The sequence below is a fragment of the Kaistella pullorum genome, from assembly GCF_014837035.1.
In the GTDB taxonomy this organism is placed as follows: Bacteria; Bacteroidota; Bacteroidia; order Flavobacteriales; family Weeksellaceae; genus Kaistella; species Kaistella rhinocerotis.
The window spans coordinates 1-2126 of the sequence record NZ_JACSPS010000017.1 but is presented as its reverse complement, the minus strand read 5'-3'; the positions used below and the strand labels follow the sequence as shown (position 1 = coordinate 2126).

The window sequence follows — 2126 nt, the reverse complement described above, 5'->3', positions numbered from 1 at the left end:
GCTAAGTTTAAAGTCCGGATTTTGTACGGAGATCTGGGGCAGCAGCCGCAACCCTCCATATACGCCGGACGTTAGCGGTCAGTTTTGAGCGACGGAGAACCGAAAGAAAGTTAAACTAAAATGGAGAAAATACAACTACACTCAAAATTAACTTTTATAAGAAAATATATTATTCCCATTTGGATGATATTTGTAGGATCATTTATTCTTTACTCAACAATTATAGAAAAAAATTGGATTGCCTTAATAATAGTTGCACTTGTATTAAATGGGATGATCTATACAATCAGAAAATTTTTATTTCCTTTAAAAAATGTTTTCCTTGATAAAGAAAACAAAAAAATTATTGTTGAATACAGAAATGAAATCGTTGAAATTCCTGTTACAGAAATTGTAGAAGTAGACGAACAAAGCAGACTCGGAAAAATTATTAATGTAAAACTAAACTCGAAAATGAATTTCGGTTCTGAATTCATATTTGTTCCGAAAAATAAAAATGTATTTCGTGAAATAATGGAATTGAGAAGATAACTAAATAAAACCGAACCGCTAACAGCGTTTAACCGCAATCGCGGAAATTTCGGTAACAGGAAATCATTAGTTCACGAATAATATTTATCTTCGGCAGAGAGAACTCAGTTCGCTTCAATCCGCGACTGTCGGTTACACGCGAAACGTTACCTGCAATTTTAAAAAATGACCGTTAAATATTAAAAGATGAATTTAGACAATCAATTACTCTATATATATCTTGGCGGAATTACTCATATTACTTTATGGCTTTTTTATAAAAAACTGAAAAATACCCCAACATACTTGGTTTTATTAATTCTTACAATTTTCATTGCAATGTTTGGATTTTTTAATTTGGATAGAGAATCATTAAAAATGAAAAATGGGAATGCTGCAGAGTGGACTTTTTTTCCTCTACTTTTTATGATTTATTATTTGATTCTAAGACAAATATTTTTAAGAATCTATGGAAATGAACCGCTTATGACAGGTTATATGCAATCCAGTTGGGAACAAGGAGAATATCGGAAACTACATATAGGTGATGCATTTTTTACGATTCTGACATTAATATTACCTTTTTTGACAACACTAATGTTCAACTAAATCAAAAAAAACTGCAGGTAACAAGCTATTTCTATTAGCGGCGTTGAAGTTTACATCATAGAGATTTTCGCTAGTTGTTCTTTTTGTTATATTTACAAACACCAGTTATAATAATCCCCGCCAACAGAAATACCCAAACGTTACCGCCCATACTACCTTCCGCCGGTCCAAGATCCGTTTTTGTAATTAATTCAGCATTGGAAATCCGGGCTTTTTCCGAGAGCAGGACAACGGGTTCCGGCATTTCGTGATCACTAAGTCGCCCCGGTATTATGTTCCTCGCGCGTACGGGCGGTAACATCGTATATGGCGGATTGCGGAAGTCTGCTTTTGTATCAGAATTTTCGCTAAGTTTAAAGTCCGGATTTTGTACGGAGATCTGGGGCAGCAGCCGCAACCCTCCATATACGCCGGACGTTACCAGAAAGCGCCCATCGACCGGAAGTTTGGAACCTTGAAACAATCATCATGGAAAAAGAAAAGAAAGCTGAAAAAATGTGTGAAGCAGATTGGTTATATGACAATTCAAAGCCAATGAAAGTTCAGATTTTCAAACTTAATTATGATTTTTTCTCTGATCAAGATGAAGGTTTTCATAATGAAGATGAAACTCCAGAACTTAATGAAAATGAGGAGCAATATGTATTGCTGAATAATGAGTCCGAGTTTGATTTTCGAAACTCATCACCTTGGCATACTTCAACAAGTTTATTGGAAGCAAAAAAATACGCTGAAGAAATTCTACAGCAGAAACTAGAATGGCGATATATTAAGTGACTTTGAGAACTGATCGCGAATAGCGCCATCTGGTAACAATGGCTAAGCTCCATTGCTGCATTTTTGCAAGCCGGAACACTTCCCTTCCATTTAAAATTTTAACTTGCAGAAAATACTCAGCTAACCAGGCCGCAACGCGAGCCTAGCCGAAACCGTTGTACGACATTCTATGAAAATCAAATGTATATTTTTTATACCATTAATTTTACTAGCATTAATTTCTTGCGTCA

4 protein-coding genes are annotated in these 2126 nt (G+C 35.2%); 3 read left to right on the top strand and 1 reads right to left on the bottom strand.

The features are described from left to right. The first annotated feature begins 120 nt into the window (after window positions 1-120). Window positions 121-531 carry a hypothetical protein gene (locus tag H9628_RS11835; protein ID WP_251834348.1) on the top strand — a complete coding sequence of 137 codons (411 nt, stop codon included), beginning with the start codon at window positions 121-123 and terminating at the stop codon, window positions 529-531. Window positions 532-717: 186 nt separating this feature from the next. Next, a complete protein-coding gene (locus tag H9628_RS11830) occupies window positions 718-1119 on the top strand; it encodes a hypothetical protein (protein ID WP_041252471.1) in 402 nt (133 codons plus the stop codon). 70 nt (window positions 1120-1189) lie between these two features. On the opposite strand, the gene H9628_RS11825 is transcribed toward H9628_RS11830, so the two are convergent. After that, the gene (locus tag H9628_RS11825) at window positions 1190-1582 is read right to left on the bottom strand and encodes a hypothetical protein (RefSeq protein WP_251834347.1); all 393 of its coding nucleotides are present in this window, start codon (window positions 1580-1582) and stop codon (window positions 1190-1192) included. A gap of 5 nt (window positions 1583-1587) precedes the next feature. Between H9628_RS11825 and H9628_RS11820 the strand changes: the two genes are divergently transcribed. Then, window positions 1588-1896: a hypothetical protein gene (locus H9628_RS11820; protein ID WP_251834346.1), complete on the top strand. Its 309-nt coding sequence runs from the start codon at window positions 1588-1590 to the stop codon at window positions 1894-1896. Window positions 1897-2126 lie beyond the last annotated feature (230 nt).